Raw genomic sequence first — 19553 nt, forward strand, 5'->3', positions numbered from 1 at the left:
TGTTAAACAGCGGAACCCGCCCTGGTGACCAGGGCGGGTTCCGGATATCGCATCCGCAGGTACTACTCCAAGACGGTCGCCTCGAGCGCAGCCGGCGAATCCTCGATCTCCTTGGGGGCGCCGTGCCCGACGAAGGTGAAGTAGGCTTCCGCGCCCTCACCCTCAACGTCGATGTCGATCCGCTCGCCCGACTTGATGTCGCCGAAGAGGATCTTCTCCGAGAGCTGGTCCTCGATCTCGCGCTGGATGGTGCGGCGCAGGGGCCGCGCACCCATCGCGGGATCGTAGCCGCGGGTAGCCAGGAGCACCTTGGCCGCGGGAGTGAGCTCGATCGTCATGCCCTTGTCCGCCATCCGGCGGCTCAGGCGCTCGAGGAACAGGTCCACGATCTGGACGATCTCGTCCTGGGTGAGCTGCGGGAACACCACGGTGTCGTCCACGCGGTTGAGGAACTCGGGGCGGAAGTGCTGCTTGAGCTCCTCCTGCACCTTGGCCTTCATCCGGTTGTAGCTCGTGGTGGTGTCGGAACCGGACTGGAAGCCCGTCATGACACCCTTCGAGATATCGCGGGTACCGAGGTTGGTGGTCATGATGATCACCGTGTTCTTGAAGTCCACCATGCGGCCCTGGCTGTCCGTCAGGCGGCCGTCCTCGAGGATCTGCAGGAGCGAGTTGAAGAGATCGGCGTGTGCCTTCTCCACCTCGTCGAACAGCACCACGGAGAACGGCTTGCGGCGGACCTTCTCGGTGAGCTGGCCGCCCTCCTCGTAGCCCACGTACCCCGGAGGGGCACCGAAGAGCCGTGAGACGGTGTGCTTCTCCGAGTACTCGGACATGTCGAGCGTGATGAGGGCGTCCTCTTCACCGAACAGGAACTCCGCGAGTGCCTTGGCGAGCTCCGTCTTGCCGACACCCGTGGGGCCGGCGAAGATGAAGGAACCGCCGGGACGTTTCGGGTCCTTGAGGCCGGCACGCGTACGGCGGATGGCCTGCGAGATGGACTTGATCGCCTCGTTCTGCCCGATGACGCGCTTGTGCAGCTCCGCCTCCATGTTGAGCAGCCGCGAGGACTCGGCCTCGGTCAGCTTGAACACGGGGATACCGGTGGAGTTGGCGAGCACCTCGGCGATGAGTTCCTCATCCACCTCGGCGATGTCGTCCAGCCCGCCGGACTTCCACCTGCGCTCCTTGTCGGAGCGCTCGTCGTGGAGCTTCTGCTCCTTGTCGCGGAGCGAGGCAGCACCCTCGAAGTCCTGGGAGTCGATGGCCGACTCCTTCTCGCGCTTGACGTCCGCGATGCGCTCGTCGATCTCCTTGAGTTCCGGCGGGGCCGTCATCCGGCGGATGCGCAGTCGCGCTCCCGCCTCGTCGATGAGGTCGATCGCCTTGTCGGGGAGGAAGCGGTCCGAGATGTAGCGCTCGGAGAGCGTGGCGGCCGAGGCGAGCGCGCCGTCGGTGATCGAGACGCGGTGGTGCGCCTCGTAACGGTCCCGCAGGCCCTTGAGGATCTCGATCGCGTGCGCCACGGAGGGCTCGGCGACCTGGATCGGCTGGAAACGGCGCTCGAGGGCCGCATCCTTCTCGATGTGCTTGCGGTACTCGTCAAGGGTGGTCGCACCGATGGTCTGGAGTTCACCACGCGCGAGCATGGGCTTCAGGATCGATGCGGCGTCGATGGCACCCTCCGCGGCACCTGCGCCGACGAGGGTGTGGATCTCATCGATGAACAGGATGATGTCGCCGCGGGTGCGGATCTCCTTGAGGACCTTCTTCAGTCGCTCCTCGAAGTCACCGCGGTAACGCGAACCGGCCACGAGGGAGCCGAGGTCGAGCGTGTACAGCTGCTTGTCCTTGATGGTCTCCGGGACGTCGCCACGCACGATCGCCTGGGCGAGGCCCTCGACGACGGCGGTCTTGCCGACACCGGGCTCACCGATCAGGACGGGGTTGTTCTTGGTCCGGCGGGAGAGGACCTGCATGACGCGTTCCATCTCCTGCTCGCGCCCGATGACGGGATCGAGCTTGGACTCGCGCGCGGCCTGCGTCAGGTTGCGGCCGAACTGGTCCAGCACCACCGAGCCGGCAGGAGTCCCCTCCTGCTGCGGGCCGCCGGCAGCCGCCGGCTCCTTGCCCTGGTATCCGGACAGCAGCTGGATGACCTGCTGGCGGACACGGTTGAGGTCGGCGCCGAGCTTCACGAGTACCTGCGCGGCGACGCCCTCACCCTCGCGGATGAGACCGAGCAGGATGTGCTCGGTACCGATGTAGTTGTGGCCGAGCTGGAGGGCTTCCCGCAGGGAGAGCTCCAGTACCTTCTTGGCCCGGGGTGTGAACGGGATATGACCGGACGGAGCCTGCTGGCCCTGCCCGATGATCTCCTGAACCTGTTCCCTCACAGCACCCAGCGAGATGCTGAGTGACTCCAGGGCCTTGGCGGCAACACCCTCGCCCTCGTGGATCAGGCCAAGCAGGATGTGCTCGGTGCCGATGTAATTGTGGTTGAGCATGCGGGCCTCTTCCTGGGCCAGCACAACAACTCGACGGGCACGATCTGTAAATCTCTCAAACATGAGACACACACTCCTAGCTAACGCGTAATTCGATGCTACGGGCACGGGGTGTGCTTTGGGTCCGTGTTCGCCACAGGCGAGATAACGCCGGAGGGCTTCCGCTCCGGCGTCGAGTAGGGGTGGTCAGCGCTGCGCGGCGCGGTATGCCTCGACGATCTCGCTGTTGACGCGGCCGCGGGAGGAGACGTTGTAGCCGTTCTCCTTGGCCCACTCGCGGATCTGGGCCGCCTCCTGGTTGCGCGACGGGGCCGGTGCGGCCGAGCGCTGCTGCTTCGAGGAGTTGCTGCGACGGGCGGCCCCCACGTACTCGGCGAGGGCCGAGCGCAATTCCGAGGCGTGCGTCTCGGAGAGGTCGATCTCGTACTGGACGCCATCGAGCCCGAAACGGACGGTTTCGTCGGCGTCACCGCCGTCGATGTCATCGATGAGAATGATCTTTACCTTCTGCGCCACAATGCTCTCCTATTAGTTCCTCGATATCGACGTCCCCTCGAATGAGTATGGGCCACTATTGAATCAAGGTCAAAGAACAAGCATTTCTAACCGGGATCGATTTCCTGACTGCCATTCTTTTCGCCCGGGAATTCGCGCTTACGGGCTTCCTCGGCGTCCTGCAATTCCTCCGCGCGGGCCATGGCCTCCCGCTCGGAGCGGTCGACGTTGAATATGGCCTTGATCACAAAGTAGAAAAGAACTGCCAAGCAGGCTGACGGTAGGAGTACGGCCACATATTCCACGGCTACTGCCCTGCCTCGGGCTTGAGAATGGGGAAGAGGATCGACTCCCGAATTCCGACGTTCGTGAAAAGCATCACCAGGCGGTCGATCCCGAGACCGATCCCTCCCATCGGGGGTGCACCGTATTCCAGCGCCCGCAGGAAGTCCTCGTCGAGCTGCATGGCTTCGTCGTCACCGGCGGCGGCCTGGCGTGACTGCTCCGTCAGCCGCTCGCGCTGGATGACGGGATCGATGAGTTCGGAGAAGGCCGTACCGCGCTCCATGCCGCCGATGATGAGGTCCCACGCCTCGATGAGCCGCGGATCCTCGCGGTGCGGGCGGGCGAGAGGCTGGGCCGAGGGCGGGTAGTCGTAGACGAAGGTCGGCTGGAGGAGCGTGGGCTCGACGATCTCCGAGAACAGCTCGAGCACCACCTTCTCCGCACCCCAGGCCGGGTTCAGGGGGACCTCGTGCCGTTCGGCGATGGACCGCAGTTCCTCGAGGCCGGTCTCCGGCGTCACCTCCTGGCCCACCGCGGTGGACAACCCGGGGTAGACGCCGAGCCACTCCCAGTCGCCGTCGAGGTCGATGGTGCCCTTCGCGGTCTCGATGGTGCGCGACCCCAGCAGGTCGGCGCAGGCGAGGATCATCTCCTTCATGCGGTCGGCCATCACGAACTGGTCGGCGTAGGCCTCGTAGCACTCGAGCATGGTGAACTCGGGGCTGTGGGTCGAATCCACGCCCTCGTTGCGGAAGATGCGGCCGATCTCGTAGACGCGGTCGATCCCGCCGACGACGGCACGCTTCAGGTAGAGCTCGAGGGCGATTCGGAGCGTCATCTTCTGGTCGAACGCATTGAGGTGCGTCTCGAAGGGCCGGGCCGTCGCTCCGCCGTGGACGAGCTGGAGGATGGGCGTTTCCACCTCGATGTAGTCGTGCCGGTTGAGGGTCTCGCGGATGGTGCGGGTGATGGCGGCGCGCGTCCTGACCATTTGGCGGGCTTCCTCGCGCACCATCAGGTCGACATAGCGCTGGCGGACGCGGGTCTCCTCGTTCACGCCCGCGTGCAGGGTGGGAAGCGGGCGCAGCGCCTTGGACGCCATGGCCCAGGAATCGGCCATCACCGACAGCTCGCCGCGGCGGGAGCTGATGGCCTCGCCGTGCACCTGCACGTGGTCGCCGAGGTCCACGAGCGACTTCCACTCGGCGAGGCTGTCGGCGCCGATCTCGGCGAGGCTGAGCATGACCTGGAGCCTGGTGCCGTCGCCCTCCTGCAGAGTGGCGAAGCACAGCTTCCCGGAGTTGCGGATGAACACGACGCGTCCGACGACGGCGACCTGCTGTCCGCTCGACTCCCCCGCCTCGAGGCCGGCGAACTGCTCCCGCACCTCGGCGAGCGAGTGGGTCCGCTCCGGCTTGACCGGGTAGGGCTCCATCCCGGCGTCGAGCAGTGCCGATCGCTTCTGCAGCCGGAAGCGCATCTGCTCGTTGAGGTCGTCCGCGGGGAGGGTGTCGTCGTGGGTCACGGAAGACAAGTTTACGGCTCCACGCCGGACGCGCCGCGTCAGGGGCGGGCGGTGTGCGTCAGGCCACACCCGGCAGGAAGGTGTTATCGATGAGCCGCACGGTGCCCACGCGTGCCGCGACCACGGCGAGCACGGGATCGGCACCGGTACGGCCCTCGTGGGCCGGGGCGGGCGGAGTGAACGAGGACGGGTCCACCACCTCGAGGTAGTCGAGCTCCACGCCGTCCTCGCCGGCGATCTCGGCACGGGCCGCGGCCAGGTCGAGCGGCCGTCCGTCGAGGGCCCGCTCGCGCAGCGTGCGCAGCACCCGCGACAGGACCAGCGCCGCGCGGCGCTCGTCCGCGCCGAGGAAGCGGTTGCGGCTCGAGAGGGCGAGGCCGTCGGCGTCGCGCACGATCGGCACGCCCTCGATGCGGACCGGAACATTGAGATCGAGCACCATCCGGCGGATGAGCGCCAGCTGCTGCGCGTCCTTCTCGCCGAAGTACGCGCGGTAGTGCGCTGCGGTGCCCGGCAGTCCGAGGTTCAGGAGCTTGGCGACGACCGTGAGCATGCCGTCGAAGTGCCCGGGCCGGGACGCACCCTCGAGCACCTCGCCCATCCGTCCGGCACCCACGCGGACCAGCGGCTCCCCGCCCGGGTACATGTCCTCCACCGACGGGGCGAACACGACGTCGACGCCGCACCCGCCCAGGAGCCGGAGATCCTCGTCGAGCGTCCGCGGGTAGCGGTCGAGATCCCCCTGGTCGCCGAACTGCAGGGGGTTCACGAAGATGGACACGACGACGACGTCGTTGCCGTTCCGCGCGACGCGGGCCAGCTCCGCGTGTCCGGCGTGGAGGCCCCCCATGGTGGGCACGAGGCCGAGCGAGGGCTGCCCGGCGCCTCCGGCCCTGCGGGAGCGGGCCCTGTCCAGCAGGGCCGTGGTGGCCGCACGGAGCTCGGCGGGTGTGGTGACGAGGAGCGGAGCGGCCGGGACGCGTGGCCCGGTGGGGGTCGGGGTGGGGGTCGGGGTCGGGGTCGGGGTCGGGGTCGGGGTCACGATGGGGTCCTTCGGGGAGTGGAACGGGCACGCCGGCGGCGCGGGGCCACCAGTTGTCGGAGGAGTCAGGAGGGCGGGCCGGAGGCCCCATGCGGCGGGACCGGCCCGCCCGCGCCGGGGAGGTCGGCGAGCGCAGCGAGGATGGCCTCGCCCTGGCCGGGCGAGAGCAGCCCCCGCTCGAGTGCGCGAAGGGCCGTGGCACGCGCCATGCCGAGGTAGGCCTGGCGGGTATCGGGGGCGTCGTGCGCTTCGAGGGCCGCGCGGTGGGCACGAACCGTTCCGGCGTCCCCGCGGGCGACCGGTCCCGTCAGGGCCCCCTCACCGGAGGACAGGGCGTTCTCGAGGGATGCCTTCATGAGCGGCCCGAGCATGCGATCGGGGTGCTGGACGCCGAGGTCGGCAAGGAGCTGCGCGGACTGGGCTGCGATCGTGACGAGGTGGTTCGAGGCATGCGCGAGGGCCGCGTGGTACAGCGCCCGCGACTCCTCCTCGATGACCACGGGCTCCGCTCCCATCTCCACCACGAGCGCCTGGGCGATCGGGAGCACGGCCGAGGCCGCCGTGATGCCGAACATGCTGTCCGGCAGGCGGCCGAGGTCGAGGCTCATCCCGGTGAACGTCATGGCGGGGTGGATCGCCAGGGGGATGGCGCCAGCCGCCCGGGCAGGCGCCAGCACGGAGGTGCCGTACCGCCCCGACGTGTGCACCACGAGCTGCCCCGCCTGCCAGGCGTCCAGCCGTGCCAGCCCCTCGACCAGCTCCGGCAGGGCGTCGTCGGGCACGGCGAGCAACACCAGTTCGGCCCGCTCGACGATGTCCGGGACCTCGAGCACCGGCACTCCGGGCAGGAGGCTCTCGGCGCGTTCACGGCTCGCCTCGGACACGGCGGAGACACCGACGACGGCGTGGCCCGCGGATCTCAGCGCGGCTCCCAGGACCGAGCCGACCCTGCCGGCTCCCACGATCCCGACACCGAGCCGTCCCGGGCGGCGGGATGCGTCAGCGCCGGCCATCGACGGCCTCCTGCACATCGGGAGCCCCGGTGGCCGCCGGGACGTAACGCGGAAGATCGGGCATGACCTCGCGGGCGCCCTCGCCCACCTCCGGTCCGGGCTCGACCGACGCACCGGGCTCGACCGACGTACCGTCGGGCTGGTCCGACGTACCGTCGGGCTGCCGGGCGGACGCACCGGGCTCGACCGACGCACCGGGCGGGGCCGGCACGGTGGTCCCGTCCTGCGCGTCGGGCTGCGAGTCCGGCACCGGTTCGGGGACGTCGGCGGCGCCCGCGTCCGGTGCCGAGGGTGGGTCCGTGCGCGGGATGGGCCTCATCCACTGCTCCGGGCCGCTGCGGCGCCGCGCCTCCGCAGCGCGCACCGCCTGCCCGTGGAAGAGCTCCCAGGCGGTCGCGGAATCGACCTGGAGCACGCGGGGGGTGACCGGGCCCGGCGTCGTCTGGAACTGCAGGTCGGACACCTGGAAGCGGCGGTCGATCGGCCCCTGGTGGATGGAGAGCGACTGGGTCCGCTCGTGCGGCACGACCACGAGCCGCCGCCACAGCACGCCGGAGCGGATGAGCAGTGCCGTCCGCGTGACCGCGAAACCGTTCCGGCGCCAGGCGAACGGCGCGAGCAGCCGGGCGCGGCGCGGCGTGGTGGTGAAGCCCTCGCCGCCGTCGCGCCCCGCCATGCCGGCGGAGAAGACCTCGACGGGGCGCGGCGTCCCCGGATCCGGGAGCACGAGGGCCAGGATCTGCAGCACCTCGTCGCGCGTACCGACCGGCAGGAGCGTCGCGCGGGCCTGCCCCTCGCTCGAGGCGGCGGCGCCGTAGCCCGCCACGTTCACGGTGACGCGGTACCAGCCCTTGAGGCGCCACAGCGGCGACTGCGTGATGCCCAGTGCCTGCACGCGCCCCGGTGGCACGGTCTGCGACCGCGTGTCGAGCAGGCCGTACCGCATGCGGATGCCGTCGGGCGAGGTGGCGGCACGGAAGTTGTAGCCCGTGTTGAGCGCCGACCAGTAGGCGCCGACCACGCCGATGAGGATCGGGATGAACGACGTCGCGACGATCGGTGTCTCGAAGACGACGCCGAGGGTGGTGACGACGGCGGCCGCCACCACGAGGGAGAGGGTCGAGCCGGACAGGACCGCAGCACCGATGACGCGGCGCGGCGGGATCGCCACCACTTCACGCTCGGGCGCTTCGACGATCTGCTCGGGATGTTGCGGGTCGGTCTCCAGGCCTGCGGCACGGGCGAGGATCGTGGCGCGCAGCTTCCGGGCGTCGTCGAGTTTCAGGAATGCGAGCCGGACGGCGGACTCCCCCGCGTCGGCCACCTCGAACTTGAGCTCCGCGAGCCCGAAGATCCGGGCGAGGAACGGCTGGACGATGTCGATGGCCTGGACCCTGTCCAGCCTCGCCTGCCGCTGCTGCCGGAAGACGACGCCGGAGTGGACCCGCACGTGGTCGGCCGTCACCTGGTAACGCGTGAAGTACCAGGAGACGAAGAAGGCCGCCGCGATGACCACCACGACGCCGAGCACGATCCCGCCCGCGACCAGGAGCCCGAGTCCCTCGGGGAGAGGGCTCCCTTTCCGCGTCCCGGCGTCGAAGAGGCCCTCGAACCAGTCCCTGCCCACGAAGTAGAGGATGGCGACGAGGGCTATCCAGCCGCGCACGAGCGGGGAGATGAAATGGACGCGCTGCCATGTGTCGGTGCCCGGAACACCATCCCCCGGGCCGCTCGCGACCGGGGCCGGCGCATCGTCGGATGATCCCGGCACGGTCACAGCCCGGCCAGCCTGGCTTCTCCCCGCGCGGACAGGTGCTCGCGCAGCCTCGTGCCCTCCTCGGTCGGCAGTCCGGGGAGGAAGGCGTTCGTGGCGGGGGACGCGGTGTGGAGCTTGAGGGTGCAGATCCCGAAGGCGCGCTCGATGGGCCCGACGGCCACGTCGACGTACTGCATGCGGCCGTAGGGCACCACCATGGTGCGCTGGAAGAACACGCCCTGGCGGATGAGGAGATCGTCGTCGCGCTCGGCGTAGCCGATGGCCGCCACCTGGCGGGGGAGCAGCAGGCCGCGCCAGGCGGCGATGACGAGCACGACGGCGGGCAGTCCCCACGCGATCCAGGAGGGTGGGAAGGCCGCCCAGACGCCGGTCAGGCGCAGCACCAGGGGGATGCTCGCGAGAACCAGCCAGACCAGCGCGCCGATGAGCCAGCCGAGGAGCCTGACGCGCAGGTACTTCGGCGACACCCTCGACCACTCGAGCCCGGACGGGTCGATCGGTTCCCTACGCATATTCCCCCTCGCTGTGGCCCGGGGCTCCCGTGCCGTCGTCGTCGGGCGGAAGCCTGCAGAAGTTCTCCACGACCAATCCCACCATGATCATCACGATCCCGCCCACCATGAGCGCCACGGATCCCCACAGGAGTGCCGTGGTGGAGCGGACCGAGAGGAGCGTCAGCTGGTCGACGAAAATACCGGCGTGCCAGCCGAGGCTCAGGGCGCCCGCATACGCGCAGGCCTGCGCGAGGACGAGGGTGCGGGTCGCGAGGATCGGATCGAGCGGACGGTCGCGCTTGCCGTTGCGCCACCGGAGTACGCGGCGGCCGAACACGAGGGTGATGCCGATGATCGCCGCGGTCGTGACGAGCGATGTCAGGGGCAGGGTCGGCGTTCCGAAGCCGTTCCGGGTCGCGAGCCAGTTGGCCAGCCAGCCGGCGAGTCCGGCCATCACTCCCACCAGGGCCAGCCAGCTGAACCGAAGGGTACTCACAGCGTCCTAGACTCCCTCGAAGGGCACCAGGCCCGCAAGGTCCCCGGCTTCCGCAGCCAGTTCGATCACGGGCCGGCCGTCGAGCTGCGCACCCGAATCCATCCAGGCCCAGGGCTGCAGGACGAAGGCGCGCGAGGCCGCGCGGGGGTGCGGGATGGTCAGGGCCGGATCGTGCGACGTCCAGGAGCCGTACGTGATGATGTCGACGTCGAGGGTCCTGGGACCCCAGCGGACCGTGCGCTTGCGGTGGTGCCTGTCCTCCACCGCCTGGCAGTGCGCGAGGAGTTCGTACGGGCCGAGGTCCGTCTCCACCTCGATCACCATGTTGAGGTAGTCGGGCTGGTCCGGACCCCCCACGGGCTTGGTCCGCACCACGGGGGAGACCGCGTGCAGCCGGACGTTCCCGGGCTCCACGAGGTCAGCGACAGCCAGTACGAGCGTGTCGTTGCTGGCCCCGAGGTTGCTGCCGAGGGCGAGCACCGACCGCACGGTGCTGCTCACGGCCGGCTCCGCCGGAGGGTCACGGCGACGTCGCCGAACGGCACCTCGATGGGCGCCTTCGGCTTGTGCACGGTGACGTCGACCGCCTGGACCGGGAAGGCTTCGAGGACCGCCGCCGCAAGGGTCTCCGCGAGGGCTTCGATGAGGTCGAAGGGGTCGCCTCCGATGATGCCGTGGACCAGTTCGGCGAGTTCACCGTAGTGCGCCGTCCGTGCCAGGTCGTCGCTGGTGCCGGCCGGCTGCAGGTCGAGGTGGAGCACCAGGTCCACGACGAAGGGCTGCCCGTCCCGGCGCTCGTGGTCGAAGACGCCGTGGTATCCCTTCGCGGTGATGCCCTTCAGGACCACGGCGTCGAGGACCCCCGAGGGCGAGCCCGGGCGGCCGGGGGTCGGCGTGCCGGTCACGGTCGGGAACCGGCGGCAGCAGCCACCTTGACGGCGTCGAGGGTCGCGGCAGGATCGTGGACCCGGACGGACCAGACGCCGGCGGCAGCAGCCAGGGTCGCGACGGCGAGCGATGCGGAGTCGCGCTCGACGGGCGCGGCGGCCTTCCCGGCCGAGGTGAGCAGCGTCCCCAGGAACCGCTTGCGGGACGCGCCGACGAGCACGCGGTGCCCCAGCCCGATAAAGGCGTCGAGGTTCCTCAGGATCGTCCAGTTGTGCGCGTCGGTCTTCGCGAAACCCAGCCCCGGATCGAGGATGATCTGCTCGGCGGCGACTCCGGCGGCGACGAAGCGGTCCCGCAGTTCGACGAGTTCCGCCGTCACCTCGGCGACCACGTCGCCGTAGTCGGCCAGGCCGTCCATGGTCGCCGCGGTGCCCCTGCGGTGCGTCAGGACGTACGGGACTCCGCGCTCGGCGATCAGCGCCGGCATCGCGGGATCGTACTCGCTCCCCGAGATGTCGTTGACGATCGCCGCTCCGGCGTCGAGCGCCTGCCGCGCCGTCTCGGCGTGCATGGTGTCGATGCTCACGAGGGCTCCCGCCTTCACGAGTGCCCGGACCACGGGGAGCACGCGCCCGAGTTCCTCCTCGACCGGCACCTGGCGGGCGTTCGGGCGCGTGGACTCGCCACCGACGTCGATGACGTCTGCACCGCCGTAGTGCATCCGCAGACCGTGGCTGATCGCGTCGTCCGTGGAGGCGTACTTGCCGCCGTCGCTGAAGGAATCAGGTGTGACGTTGAGGATTCCCATGACGACGGCGCGGTCCGCGGGCAGGTCCCGGACCGTCCTGGCTGCGCGGACGGGCCGGATGACGGGCAACGGCGAGGTCGCCGGTCCGGTTCCGGGCGCTGCGGCGAGAGAGTCCATGGGGTAGGTCCTACTTTCCGAGTATGAGGCTCATGGCCTCGGCGCGCGTCGCCGTCTCGCGGATCTGGCCGCGCACGGCGGACGTGACGGTCTTCGCGCCGGGCTTCCGCACCCCGCGCATCGACATGCACATGTGTTCGCACTCGATGACGACGATAGCGCCCTTGGGCTTGAGGTGTTCCATCATCGCATCGACGATCTGGGTGGTCAGCCGCTCCTGGACCTGGGGGCGTCGCGCATAGACCTCCACGAGCCGGGCCAGTTTGCTGAGGCCGGTCACCCGTCCATCGCTCGAGGGGATGTAGCCGATGTGCGCCGTGCCGTGGAACGGCACCAGGTGGTGCTCGCAGGTCGAGTAGAACGGGATGTCCTTCACCAGCACCAGCTCCTGGTGGTTCAGGTCGAAGGAGGTCGAGAGGACGTCCTCGGCGTCCTGGTGGAGCCCGGCAAACATCTCCGCGTACGCCTTGGCCACGCGCTTCGGGGTGTCGAGCAGGCCGTCGCGGTCGGGATCCTCCCCGATGGCCGCCAGGATCTCCCGGACCGCGCGCTGGATACGCGGCTGGTCCACCGGCGATCCTGTCGCCACCAGCGCGGCGTCCACCACTTCGTCGTCGAAATCCGTCATGTGTCATCTCCCCCTCGTAGGGCACTGCTCGCCTCCGGCCCCATGGCCGGCGGCGTATCGCTGCGGACTAGCTGTCCCGGCTCTCCCCGGGGCGGTCGCCGGATTCGGGGGACGGGAGATCGGAGCCCTGGACGTCGAACCCGCCGGGGATGTCGGCGTCGGCGATCTGGTCCTGCGGAGCGACGGTCTCGGGTGCCGGCCGGCCGCCCTCGAGTGCCTCCGCGCGTTCCTTGCGGGACGTCACCGGCGGCAGCGAGTGCACGGGGCGGGTCTGCTTGGACAGCCACACCTCACGCAGATCGCGCTTGCGCACGTTGTGGAACACTTCGGCGATCTCGGCCTGGTTGAGGGTCTCGCGCTCGAGGAGTTCGAGGGCGAGGCGGTCGAGGACGTCGCGGTTCTCGGTGAGGATCTGGTACGCCTCGTCGTGCGCGTTGTCGATCAGGCGGCGTACTTCCTCGTCGACGACGAGGGCGATCTGGTCGGAGTAGTCGCGGTCGCTGCCCATGTCGCGGCCGAGGAACGGCTCGCCGGCGCCCTGTCCGAGCTTCACGGCGCCGATGCGCTCGCTCATCCCGTACTGCGTGACCATCTTGCGTGCGGTCCCGGTGGCCTTCTCGATGTCGTTCGAGGCACCGGTCGACGGATCGTGGAACACGATCTCCTCGGCGACCCGGCCGCCCATCGCGTAGGCGAGCTGGTCGAGCAATTCGTTGCGGGTCACGGAGTACTTGTCGTCGGTCGGCATGACCATGGTGTATCCCAGGGCACGTCCGCGCGGCAGGATGGTCACCTTGGTCACCGGGTCCGTGTTCCGCAGCGCCGCAGCCACCAGGGCGTGTCCGCCCTCGTGGTACGCCGTGATCTTGCGCTCGAGTTCCTTCATCACGCGGCTGCGCTTCTGCGGACCGGCGATGACGCGGTCGATCGCCTCGTCCAGGGCGCGGTCGTCGATGAGCTGCGCGTTCGAACGGGCCGTGAGGAGTGCGGCCTCGTTCAGGACGTTGGCGAGATCCGCACCGGTGAATCCCGGGGTCTTCTTGGCCACGCCCCGGAGGTCGACGCCGGGCGCCATCGGCTTGCCCTTGGAGTGCACCGTGAGGATGTGCTCGCGGCCCTTCATGTCCGGGGCCTCGACGCCGATCTGGCGATCGAACCGGCCGGGGCGCAGGAGCGCGGGATCCAGGACGTCGGGACGGTTGGTCGCGGCGATGAGGATCACGTTGGTGGTGGCGTCGAAGCCGTCCATCTCGACCAGGAGCTGGTTGAGGGTCTGCTCGCGTTCGTCATTGCCGCCGCCGACGCCGGCTCCGCGGTGGCGCCCGACGGCGTCGATCTCGTCCACGAAGATGATGGCCGGCGAGTTGTTCTTGGCCTGCTCGAAGAGGTCCCTGACACGGGAGGCGCCGACGCCCACGAACATCTCGACGAAGTCGGAACCGGAGATCGAGTAGAAGGGCACTCCCGCCTCTCCGGCGACCGCGCGGGCGAGGAGGGTCTTGCCGGTACCGGGAGGGCCGTACAGCAGGACGCCCTTGGGGATCTTCGCGCCGAGGGCCTGGAACTTGGCCGGCTCCTGCAGGAACTCCTTGATCTCGAGCAGTTCCTCGACCGCCTCGTCCGCGCCGGCGACGTCGTTGAACGTGACCTGCGGCATGTCCTTCGAGATCAGCTTGGCCTTGGACTTGCCGAACTGCATGACCTTCGAGCCGCCGCCCTGCATGCGGCTGAGGAGGAACCAGAAGATGACGCCGAGGATCAGGATGGGGAAGATCAGGCCCGCGAGGCTGAGCAGCCAGTTGCTCTCGGCCGGCTGGTCGGTGAACCCGTCCGTGTCCGAGGCGTTGATGGCGTCGACCACGCCCTCGGCACGAGCGGTGCTGTAGAAGAACTGGACGCTCTTGCCCTTGTCGTCGTAGTCCTCGCGCAGCGTGAGGTCCACGCGCTGCTCGCCGTCGTAGATCTTGGCCTGCGACACCTGGTCATCTTCGAGGAGCTGCAGGCCGACGTTGGTGTCGACGCGGGAGCTGCCGGTGCCGAACAGGCTCGGGAGGACCAGCAGGAGCGCCACGACCGCCAGGACGATCCAGAAGATGGGCCCCTTGAAGATGTTCTTGAATTTCATTCGTCTCAGGGCAGCAAGCCCTGTCCCTCCTGCTGATGCAAGTAAAAATGTGCGGGCGCACTGCTGTACGGGTGCCCTGTGAGCACCTCAACATATACACCGTCTCCGATTCACCACGCGCGGATCACGCCGATAGTTCCCTCGTGGCGTAGTGCCGCATGCGGCGGGGGACGTCCTATTCGTAGACGTGGGGCGCCAGAGTACCGATGAAATCGAGGTTGCGGTACTTCTCCGCGAAGTCGAGGCCGTAGCCGACGACGAATTCGTTCGGGATGTCGTAGCCGACGTACTTGACGTCGATATCCACCTTCGCGGCGGCAGGTTTGCGCAGGAGCGTGCAGATCTCGACCGACGCGGGGCCGCGGGACAGCAGGTTCGCCTTGAGCCAGGACAGCGTCAGCCCGGAATCGATGATGTCCTCGGCGATCAGCACGTGCTTGCCCATGAGGTCCGTCTCGAGGTCCTTGAGGATCCGGACGACGCCGGAGGACTGCGTTCCCGAGCCGTAGGAGGAGACGGCCATCCAGTCCATCGTGATGTGGGAGTGGAGTGCGCGGGCGAGGTCCGCCATGACCATCACCGCACCCTTGAGGACACCCACGAGGAGGATCTCCCGGCCCTCGTAGTCGGCATCGATCTGCTGCGCCAGTTCGTCGATCCGCTGCTGGATCTCTTCCTTGGTGTAGAGGACGTGCTTGAGATCTGACTGGACGTCGTTGGAATCCACCGATTACTCCTGGGTTGGACGGCGCGGCTGCTTCACGCCGGGGCCATGGTTGCTGCCATTGTTGCTAAGGACAAGATTGCCATAGCTTGGTTCCCCGCGGAGAACCGCCCGTCCCCGTACCTGCCGGTGGACGCTCACCTTCCCGCCCAGCTGCACCGGCCCTGCGGAGCCGGTCCTGCCGAGCAGCGATTCGGCGGCGCGGAGGCGCTCGAAGCTCGGCTGGAACGCTCCCAGCTCGAGGGCCGCGAGGGCGAGGACCCGTTGCCGGAGTGCCGCGGGCAGTGCCCGCAGGCCGTCCTCCGGCAGGAGCACCGAACCGTCCTCGCCCGGAATCCGCAGGAAGGCGTACGCTTCGGCGCTCAGCCGTTCGAGGTGGTCCGCGTCCTGCCCCAGGATGCGGGCGGTGCGGGCGAGGGCCTGGGCGATCCCCGGGCCCAGCCGGTCCTCGAGGAACGGCAGCACCTCGCCGCGGACCCTCGAACGGGCGTAGGCCGGGTCGAGGTTGGTGGGGTCGTGCCACGGGTCCAGGCCGTAGAAGCCGCAGATCGCCTCGGTATCGGCACGCCGCAGGTCGAGGAACGGCCGGAGGTACAGGCCCCGACGGGCGGGCATGCCGGCGAGGGACCGGGTGCCGGAACCGCGGGCCAGGCCGAGGAGCACCTGTTCGGCCTGGTCGTCGAGCGTGTGCCCGAGCAGCACCGCGGCGGCCCCGAGGCGCGCCGCGGCCTCGTCGAGCGCGGCGTAGCGGGCGCTCCTGGCCGCCGCCTCCGGGCCCATGCCGTCGCGGTCCACGCTGACCGCGCGTACCTCGACGGGATCGAGTCCGAGCCCCCGGACCGCAGCCGCCGCGCGGTACGACGTCGCGCCGCTGCCCGGCTGGAGCTGGTGGTCGACGACGACGGCGCCGACCCTGCAGCGGCCGGTGGCGGCGAGATGGGCGGCCACGGCCGCGAGCGCGAGCGAGTCGGGACCGCCGCTGCAGGCGACCAGGACGAGCGGGAGAACGGCGGCGTCGGAGGGTGGGCCGCCGGCGGTGCGCACCGGATCGGCCAGGATCCCCTCGAGGCTCGCTGCGAGCAGGTTCCGCGCCGTACCGACGGCGGGGAGCAGGCGAGGGCGCCTAGCCATGACGGCGCAGGCTCATCCTGTCGATCCACTCGTCGGGGGCATGGATCTCCCGCTCAGTGGGCAGGTGCGATGCCGCGTCCCACACGGCGTTGAAGCCGTCCATGCCGGTCTGGCTGACCACCCGGCGGACGAATCTGGCGCCGTCGCTGTACTGGCGCATCTTGGCGTCCAGTCCCATCAGCTGCCGGATGACCTTCTCCAGCGGCCCGCGGGACTTGCCACGCGCGTTGAAGCGGCGGCGGATCGTCTTGACCGACGGGACGATGCTGCCGTCCACGCCGTCCATCACGACGTTCGCGTGGCCTTCGAGCAGGCTCATCACCGCGGTGAGGTGGGACAGCCGGGCCTTGTCGTCCGGGTCCTGCAGGATGGACAGCACGCCGCCGTTCTGCGGCGGGGCGTCGTCCGGGGCGGTGGCCTCCCCGCGGGCGCGGGCCCTGGCCGTGGTGATGTTCTTCACGGCCTCACCGAGACGCTCGGACAGGGAGTCCGCCTTGTCCATCAGCCCTGAGGTCAGCTGCCCGATATGGCTGGTCATGTGGTCCTTCAGCCAGGGTGCGGCCGCGAACTGCACGCGGTGCGTCTGCTCGTGCAGGCATACCCACAGCCGGAAGTCGGACGGATCGACGTTCAGCTCCCGCTCCACCGAGATGATGTTCGGTGCCACCAGCATGAGGCGCCCGCCGTGGCCGTTGCGCGAGGGCACGAACGGATCGTACTGCCCCAGCACCTTGCTCGAGAGGAAGGCGAGGATGGCACCGAGCTGCGCGCCCGTCACCGTCCCGCCGAGCGCCAGGGACGCGGATTTCAGGGCCTCGGGCCGCGACTCCGCGAGCTGGTCGAGCGCGGGTTCCATCAGGATGCGGAAACTCTGTGAATTGGCCCTGGACCACGACGCGCGGTCCACGATCAGCAGTTCGGAATCGCGGAGGTCCCGCGCCGCGTCCAGCCGCGAGATGGCGTGGACGTGGTTCACCGACGCGTCCGCGAGTTCGCGCATGTTCTGCACGGCGCGGGCGATCTCGGCCGGCTTCATGGAGGGCCCGGCCGGCGCCAGGGACGCCGCGGTCGAGGCCGCGAGATCCCAGTTGACCAGCTGCGGGCGGGGTTCGGCGGACTCGTTCCTGGACATGCGCCTATTCGATCACACCCCGCTGGGGGCCGCGCCCAGGGGATCGGACGGAGCGGGCTGTTCGTCTGACGGCGAACGGGTCAGCGGCAACCGCACCCCGCGAGGACGGCGGCTGCACGATCGGCTGCCGCGCGCGCCTCGACCGTGTTCCCGTCGAGTCCCGCCGCGAGGAAGGAGAACACGAGCAGGCGGCCGTCCGCCGTGACGACGTGCCCCGTCAGCCCCGTGACCGCGTTGAGGGTCCCGGTCTTCGCGCGTACCGTTCCCGCTCCGGCCACGGCCGGCCCGTCGTCGGCGTTGAAACGCGTGGCGAGCGTACCGGTCAGTCCGGCGATGGGCAGCGACCGCGCGACGGCGGCGAGCCCCTGCTCCTCCGAGGTGGTGGTCCCCCGGACCAGCACGGCGAGCTGGGCGGGCGAGACGGCGCTGCGGGTGGACAGCCCGGCCGCGTCCCCGATGACGAGCCCCTCCTCGGGCACACCCAGCCGTGCGGCCGCGGCGGCGAGGGCCTCCGTGGCTCCGCCGAAGGACGCCGGGCGCCCACTGTCCAGCGCGGCGAGCCGCGCCAGGGCCTCGGCCAGGTAGTTGTCCGAGATCTCCAGCATGCGGCGCACCTGGTCCTCCAGGGGCGCTGATTCGACGGCCGCGAGGGTCTCCGCCGCCTCGGGCGCGGCCTGGCGCTCCACCTCCGGGCGGACGGTGATGCCGCGGTCCGCGGCCGCAGCGATGAGGGCGTCGGTGAAGGTCCGGGCGGCGTCGAGGGCGGCGTCCGCCGAACGGGGGCCTGCGGTCCGGCCCTCCTCGAGCCAGGCCGAGTTGACGGCGAGCGCGTGCAGGGGGGCGATCTCCCCGGCGTCGATGTCACCCGGGGCCCAGGTGGGGTTCAGGGTGGCACCTGCGAACAGGGTGTCGTCGAGGTAGACGGTGTAGGGCCCGGAGCCCTCCGGAAGGGCCGCGGCGGTGTCGGCGGCGAGTGTCCCCAGCCCGGCGCGCCCCACGACGGCCCCGGGATCGGACGGGCCCGAGCCGAGGAGCACGTCTCCCCCGCCCCGCAGGTACAGGGCCCCGGGCATGCCCTCCGGGGCGAGCACCGTCGTCTCCAGGGTCCTCCCGGGCTGCCCGAACGTCAGGGCGGCGACGGCAGTGAACAGCTTGATGTTGGATGCCGGCGGTTGGAGGCGGGCGGGGTCCCTCCCGTACAGCACACTGCCGTCCACGGAGTCGACGACCGTGCCCGCGAAACTGCCCGGGCCGGGGATCTGCAGGGCCGCATCGAGCGCCGGGCCCAGGAGCGCAGGCTCCGGCACGGCGGCCGACGGGGAGAGCGGGGTGACGACGTCGGGTAGTGCCACGGAGGTCGGCGGGACCTGGGGCCCGGGCGTGACGGGAGGCTCCACCGGCGGTGCGGGATCGACCACCGCCAGCACTGCCGGAGTGAGGCGGGCCGCCAGGGGCACTGCGATCGCCGCCATGACCAGGACCAGGAGGAGACCGGCCAGCAGGCGGAGCGGGCGCTTCATGGTGTCCTTTCGCAAGGTCTCGCCGAGCAACCCGGAAACCGCGGGGAAATGCTCTGGTACCGCCGGCCGACCGATATGTTAGGGCTGACGATTAAACAGTAGACCGGCAGGGTGGCCCTCCTCGGGAGGGCGTGGCCGCCGGTCGCCCTCGCACCATCGACCTACCATCAGGAGTTGCCATGAAGCTCGACGTCACCATCGAGATCCCGAAGGGCTCGCGCGTCAAGTACGAGATCGACCACGACACCCACCGGCTGCGCCTCGACCGCGTCCTGTTCACGGCCATGCAGTACCCCACGCACTACGGCTACTTCGAGAACACCCTCGGCGAGGACGGCGACCCGCTGGACGCGCTGGTCCTCCTGCAGGACTTCGACCTCATCCCCGGGGTCCTGGTCGAGTCGCGGCCGATCGGCGTCTTCAACATGACCGACGACGGCGGCGGAGACGCCAAGGTCCTCTGCGTCCCCGTGGATCCTCGCTTCGACCACATCCAGGAGCTGTCCGACGTCTCGGACTTCCTGCTCGACGAGATCAAGCACTTCTTCACGAAGTACAAGGACCTCGAGCCGGGCAAGTGGGTCGAGGCTGCGGACTGGGCAGGCCGCGAGGAGGCGGAGGCAGAGATCGAGGCCTCGCTCAAGCGCTTCAAGGAGATCGGCGATGCCAGCGAGGAGGACGAGCCGCAGGGCCGCTCCGTCGACGTCGAGGCGAAGAACGCCACCGAGACCCCCGAGGGCCGCTAGCCCCGATCCTTCCGGCAGCTCCCGCCATCGGCTCCTCCGGGCATCGATGGCGGGAGCTCCTGTGTCTCCGGGGGCGGCAGCACCTCGCGGCCACCCGACC

Annotated in this window: 18 protein-coding genes and 1 pseudogene; 1 reads left to right on the plus strand and 18 read right to left on the minus strand. The window is 69.8% G+C overall.

Annotated features, from left to right (window positions below):
* Positions 1-62 precede the first annotated feature (62 nt).
* The 18 genes from ACIQCY_RS07915 to dacB all read right to left on the minus strand — a co-directional run bounded on the left by ACIQCY_RS07915 (position 63) and on the right by dacB (position 18707).
* Positions 63-2570 (minus strand): ATP-dependent Clp protease ATP-binding subunit, encoded by a 2508-nt coding sequence (locus ACIQCY_RS07915; protein ID WP_400483355.1) that lies wholly within the window; start codon positions 2568-2570, stop codon positions 63-65.
* Between the two features lie 123 nt (positions 2571-2693).
* Positions 2694-3023 carry an Lsr2 family protein gene (locus ACIQCY_RS07920; protein ID WP_400483356.1) on the minus strand — a complete coding sequence of 110 codons (330 nt, stop codon included), beginning with the start codon at positions 3021-3023 and terminating at the stop codon, positions 2694-2696.
* An 86-nt stretch (positions 3024-3109) separates the two neighbouring features.
* Entirely contained in the window at positions 3110-3271 is a 162-nt protein-coding gene (locus ACIQCY_RS07925) for a hypothetical protein (protein WP_400483357.1), read from the minus strand.
* A gap of 38 nt (positions 3272-3309) precedes the next feature.
* Complete coding sequence (lysS, locus tag ACIQCY_RS07930) at positions 3310-4812, minus strand: lysine--tRNA ligase (protein ID WP_400483358.1); 1503 nt, start codon at positions 4810-4812, stop codon at positions 3310-3312.
* A 58-nt stretch (positions 4813-4870) separates the two neighbouring features.
* Entirely contained in the window at positions 4871-5731 is an 861-nt protein-coding gene (gene panC / locus ACIQCY_RS07935) for a pantoate--beta-alanine ligase (protein WP_400483563.1), read from the minus strand.
* 188 nt (positions 5732-5919) lie between these two features.
* Positions 5920-6867 (minus strand): Rossmann-like and DUF2520 domain-containing protein, encoded by a 948-nt coding sequence (locus ACIQCY_RS07940; protein ID WP_400483359.1) that lies wholly within the window; start codon positions 6865-6867, stop codon positions 5920-5922.
* The gene (locus ACIQCY_RS07945; protein WP_400483360.1) at positions 6854-8644 is read right to left on the minus strand and encodes a PH domain-containing protein; all 1791 of its coding nucleotides are present in this window, start codon (positions 8642-8644) and stop codon (positions 6854-6856) included. The genes ACIQCY_RS07940 and ACIQCY_RS07945 overlap by 14 nt, the downstream gene beginning before the upstream one ends.
* Positions 8641-9156: a PH domain-containing protein gene (locus tag ACIQCY_RS07950; protein WP_400483361.1), complete on the minus strand. Its 516-nt coding sequence runs from the start codon at positions 9154-9156 to the stop codon at positions 8641-8643. Before ACIQCY_RS07950 ends, ACIQCY_RS07945 begins: the two co-directional genes overlap by 4 nt.
* Positions 9149-9634, minus strand: a complete 486-nt coding sequence (locus ACIQCY_RS07955; protein WP_400483362.1) for a DUF3180 domain-containing protein — start codon at positions 9632-9634, stop codon at positions 9149-9151. Before ACIQCY_RS07955 ends, ACIQCY_RS07950 begins: the two co-directional genes overlap by 8 nt.
* 6 nt (positions 9635-9640) lie before the next feature.
* Positions 9641-10135 carry a 2-amino-4-hydroxy-6-hydroxymethyldihydropteridine diphosphokinase gene (folK, locus tag ACIQCY_RS07960; RefSeq protein ID WP_400483363.1) on the minus strand — a complete coding sequence of 165 codons (495 nt, stop codon included), beginning with the start codon at positions 10133-10135 and terminating at the stop codon, positions 9641-9643.
* Complete coding sequence (gene folB, locus ACIQCY_RS07965) at positions 10132-10539, minus strand: dihydroneopterin aldolase (protein ID WP_400483364.1); 408 nt, start codon at positions 10537-10539, stop codon at positions 10132-10134. The genes folK and folB overlap by 4 nt, the downstream gene beginning before the upstream one ends.
* The gene (gene folP, locus ACIQCY_RS07970; protein WP_400483365.1) at positions 10536-11447 is read right to left on the minus strand and encodes a dihydropteroate synthase; all 912 of its coding nucleotides are present in this window, start codon (positions 11445-11447) and stop codon (positions 10536-10538) included. The genes folB and folP overlap by 4 nt, the downstream gene beginning before the upstream one ends.
* 10 nt (positions 11448-11457) lie before the next feature.
* Positions 11458-12075: a GTP cyclohydrolase I FolE gene (folE, locus tag ACIQCY_RS07975; protein ID WP_400483366.1), complete on the minus strand. Its 618-nt coding sequence runs from the start codon at positions 12073-12075 to the stop codon at positions 11458-11460.
* 67 nt (positions 12076-12142) lie between these two features.
* On the minus strand, positions 12143-14200 hold the full coding sequence (ftsH, locus tag ACIQCY_RS07980) for an ATP-dependent zinc metalloprotease FtsH (protein ID WP_400483367.1): 2058 nt from the start codon (positions 14198-14200) through the stop codon (positions 12143-12145).
* Between the two features lie 175 nt (positions 14201-14375).
* Positions 14376-14927, minus strand: a complete 552-nt coding sequence (gene hpt, locus ACIQCY_RS07985; protein ID WP_400483368.1) for a hypoxanthine phosphoribosyltransferase — start codon at positions 14925-14927, stop codon at positions 14376-14378.
* Between the two features lie 3 nt (positions 14928-14930).
* The gene (tilS, locus tag ACIQCY_RS07990) at positions 14931-16055 is read right to left on the minus strand and encodes a tRNA lysidine(34) synthetase TilS (protein WP_400483369.1); all 1125 of its coding nucleotides are present in this window, start codon (positions 16053-16055) and stop codon (positions 14931-14933) included.
* Entirely contained in the window at positions 16048-17187 is a 1140-nt protein-coding gene (locus tag ACIQCY_RS07995; RefSeq protein WP_400483370.1) for a zinc-dependent metalloprotease, read from the minus strand. The genes tilS and ACIQCY_RS07995 overlap by 8 nt, the downstream gene beginning before the upstream one ends.
* An 80-nt stretch (positions 17188-17267) precedes the next feature.
* Positions 17268-18707 (minus strand): D-alanyl-D-alanine carboxypeptidase/D-alanyl-D-alanine-endopeptidase, encoded by a 1440-nt coding sequence (dacB, locus tag ACIQCY_RS08000; RefSeq protein WP_400483371.1) that lies wholly within the window; start codon positions 18705-18707, stop codon positions 17268-17270.
* A 179-nt stretch (positions 18708-18886) separates the two neighbouring features.
* On the opposite strand from dacB, the pseudogene ACIQCY_RS08005 reads away from it, so the two are divergent.
* A pseudogene (locus ACIQCY_RS08005) lies at positions 18887-19357 on the plus strand (inorganic diphosphatase); the annotation flags it as partial.
* Positions 19358-19553: the final 196 nt, after the last annotated feature.

The sequence above is a fragment of the Arthrobacter sp. NPDC092385 genome, from assembly GCF_044755105.1.
Taxonomy (GTDB): domain Bacteria; phylum Actinomycetota; class Actinomycetes; order Actinomycetales; family Micrococcaceae; genus Arthrobacter_D.

Coding starts and splice junctions, on each gene's coding strand:
- ACIQCY_RS07915 (WP_400483355.1), bottom strand. CDS start 2,570: ATGTTTGAGAGATTTACAGATCGTGCCCGTCGAGTTGTTGTGCTGGCC.
- ACIQCY_RS07940 (WP_400483359.1), bottom strand. CDS start 6,867: ATGGCCGGCGCTGACGCATCCCGCCGCCCGGGACGGCTCGGTGTCGGG.
- ACIQCY_RS07950 (WP_400483361.1), bottom strand. CDS start 9,156: ATGCGTAGGGAACCGATCGACCCGTCCGGGCTCGAGTGGTCGAGGGTG.
- folP (WP_400483365.1), bottom strand. CDS start 11,447: ATGGACTCTCTCGCCGCAGCGCCCGGAACCGGACCGGCGACCTCGCCG.
- folE (WP_400483366.1), bottom strand. CDS start 12,075: ATGACGGATTTCGACGACGAAGTGGTGGACGCCGCGCTGGTGGCGACA.
- ftsH (WP_400483367.1), bottom strand. CDS start 14,200: ATGAAATTCAAGAACATCTTCAAGGGGCCCATCTTCTGGATCGTCCTG.
- tilS (WP_400483369.1), bottom strand. CDS start 16,055: ATGGCTAGGCGCCCTCGCCTGCTCCCCGCCGTCGGTACGGCGCGGAAC.
- ACIQCY_RS07995 (WP_400483370.1), bottom strand. CDS start 17,187: ATGTCCAGGAACGAGTCCGCCGAACCCCGCCCGCAGCTGGTCAACTGG.
- dacB (WP_400483371.1), bottom strand. CDS start 18,707: ATGAAGCGCCCGCTCCGCCTGCTGGCCGGTCTCCTCCTGGTCCTGGTC.